This is a genomic window from Roseateles sp. P5_B10, from assembly GCF_056400485.1.
Window position 1 is genome coordinate 1 of sequence record NZ_JBFULE010000743.1, and the last position, 2,600, is coordinate 2,600.

At 71.6% G+C, this 2,600-nt stretch carries 3 protein-coding genes; all 3 read left to right on the forward strand.

Annotated features, from left to right (window positions below):
- The first annotated feature begins 191 nt into the window (after positions 1-191).
- Entirely contained in the window at positions 192-1,076 is an 885-nt protein-coding gene (locus tag AC1DU6_RS26895) for a cytochrome C assembly family protein (RefSeq protein ID WP_457322873.1), read from the forward strand.
- The gene (locus tag AC1DU6_RS26900) at positions 1,073-1,315 is read left to right on the forward strand and encodes a PP0621 family protein (RefSeq protein WP_056203534.1); all 243 of its coding nucleotides are present in this window, start codon (positions 1,073-1,075) and stop codon (positions 1,313-1,315) included. Before AC1DU6_RS26895 ends, AC1DU6_RS26900 begins: the two co-directional genes overlap by 4 nt.
- Before the next feature lie 2 nt (positions 1,316-1,317).
- The coding region (locus AC1DU6_RS26905) for a histidine kinase dimerization/phospho-acceptor domain-containing protein (RefSeq protein ID WP_477860858.1) at positions 1,318-2,600 on the forward strand (1,283 nt) is incomplete at its 3' end.

A 2,600-nucleotide genomic window follows, 5' to 3' on the forward strand; every position in this document is an offset into this window, starting at 1 on the left:
TTGCAGACCCAACCCGAAGGGCCGAGGCGATTTGCGGGGCCATGCGTCTTGCCGACTCGTTGCTGGGCCCCACCCAACGCCTCGTCGACGCCTAGCCTGGCCYCGCAACTCGCCTCGGCGCGCACCCCGCCCAAAGCCCGACAGCCTCCTGGACCGCCAGAACGGCGGCAGGCCAAAAGTACACTGCAGCCATGAGTTTATCGCCCGCCCTTCTTGCCGATGCTGGAGACGCCGCAGCCGGCGCCCAAAGCCTCGGCCCCGGGCCGGCATTGGCCGTCGCCAGCGCGCTGGCGCTGCTGGGATATGTCTGGGTTGGCCTGCTGCGCGCGCGAGCCGGCGACGATGCCTCCGTGCGGCGGCCGCTGCGGTCCGTGCCGCCCATGGCCCTGGCCTGGACGGCCCAGTTCGCTGCCCTCTATATAGATATCAGTGGCTACGGCCTGGCCGAACCGGGCGCGCGCTTCGGTTTCGCGCCGGCGCTGTCGATGACGACCTGGCTGGTGCTGACGGTCTATCTGGTTGAAAGCCGCTTCCTGCCCCTGCACAGCGTGCGGCGCGTGCTGGCCTGGCTGGCGGCGGCGGCCGTGCTGCTGGCTTGGGGCTTCCCCGGCGAGAGCCGGCCGCTGGCCGCGTCGCCCTGGGCGCCGTTGCACTGGGTGCTGGGCCTGGCGTCCTACGGCCTGTTTGGCGTGGCGGTGCTGCATGCGGCGCTGATGAACCGCGCCGAGATGCAGCTGCGCCGCAAGCAGTCGACACCGGCCGGGCTGCCGCTGCTGCGGCTTGAGCGCCTGACCTTCCAGTTCGTGGCCGCCGGCGTCGGCGTGCTGTCCCTGGCCATTCTGCTGGGATGGTGGTTCACGCCGCATTGGCGTTGGGACCACAAGAACCTGCTGGCCGTGCTGGGCTGGCTGGTGCTGACCGGCCTGCTGGTCGGGCGGCGCATCTACGGCTGGCGCGGGCGGCGTGCGACGCGCTGGCTCTACGCCGGCGCGGCCTTGCTGCTGTTGTCCTACGCCGGCTCGCGCTTCGTGCTGGAGGTCATCCTGCAGCGCGGTGTCAACGGAGGCGGCGCATGAAATACCTGCTGCTGCTGGCCCTGCTGGCGGGCCTGTTCTTTGTGCTGGGCATCAAGCGCGGCCGGCCGCGCGAACCCGAGGCGCGCAAGCCCCAGCCGCCGGCGCCGCCGCAAGCCATGCTGCGCTGCGCCGAATGCGGCATGCATCTGCCCGTCGATGAGGCGCTGCCGGGCAAGGGTGGCGTGTTCTGCAGCTCGGCGCATCGCACCAGCTTCGAGGCCCGCGAGGGGCAGGCCTGACGGTGGCCGGCGCCGGCAGCTGGTTCGTCGAGCAGCCGCCGGCGGAGCCGCCGGCCGAGGCCAGCGCTTCGTTCGAGCGTCTTTACCGCGCCTTCCTGTCGGCGCGTGCAGCCCTGGGCCTGGCCCTGGTGATGGCCCAACTGATCTCGGTCGTTCTCGGCACGACGCCGGCGCGCTCGACGCTGGCTCTGAGCCTGTCCTATGCCATGGCAGCCCTGGCCCTGTGGCTGGCGCCGCAGCTGCGGCGGGGCGCCTCGGCGCGCAGCCTGGCGCGCATCAGCAGCCCCCATTGGTGGAGCGCCATCGGCGTGGACTTGATCCTGTTCGGCGTGCTGCATGCGCTGGACCCGAGTGGGGTGAACTACGGCGCCCTCTTCGTCATGCCGGTGCTGATGGCGGCCGTGCTGAGCCCGCGCATGCTGGCGCTGGCTACAGCGGCGATGGCAACGCTGGGCCTGCTCGGTGCGGCCGCCTGGTCGCTGCTGGCCGGCCTGGACGTGGGCCTGAAGACGACGCAGGCCGGCCTGGTGGGCAGCGGCCTGTTCGCCGTGAGCCTGCTCGCCGGTGAGCTCAGCGCGCGGCTCGCTCGCGAGGAGAAGGCCGCACGGGGCAGCCTGGCGCTCGCCCGCCAGCAGGAGCTGCTGAACCGCCTGGTCATCGATGAGATGCAGGAGGGCGTGCTCGTCGTCGACCGGCGTGGCCGCATCCGCGCGATGAACCCGGCGGCGCGCAGCCTGTTGGGCGCCGCCAGCGGAGAGCTGAGCTGGCAGTTGCGCGGGCGGGCCGACTGGCAGCCTCTGGTGCTCGCATTGGAGCGAGCCTATGGCGGCAACGCCGGTGATGGAGGAGCGGAAGTCGACGTGGCGCTGGCGCTGGACAGCGGCGCCGCGCGCAGCCTGCGCCTGCGCCTGCGCTTCACACGCCAGCGCGAGGGCAGCGAGGAGCTGTGCGTGCTGTTCGTCGAGGACAACCGCGAGCTGCTGGCGCGTACCCGCCAGGAGAAACTGGCCGCCATGGGCCGGGTGTCGGCCGGCATCGCTCACGAGATTCGCAACCCGCTGGCGGCCATCGCCCAGGCCAATGCCTTGCTGGCCGAGGACGTCGCCGGCGGGCGCGCCGAGCAGCTGACCAGGATGGTCGCCTCCAATGTGCAAAGGCTCAAGCGCCTGGTCGACGACGTCAGCGAGCTGGCGCCCGGCATGCAGCCCGACACCCAGCCGCTGGACGTCAGCCTGTTGGTACAGGAGACCTGTGAGGACTGGGCCAAGGTCAATGGCGTCGAGCC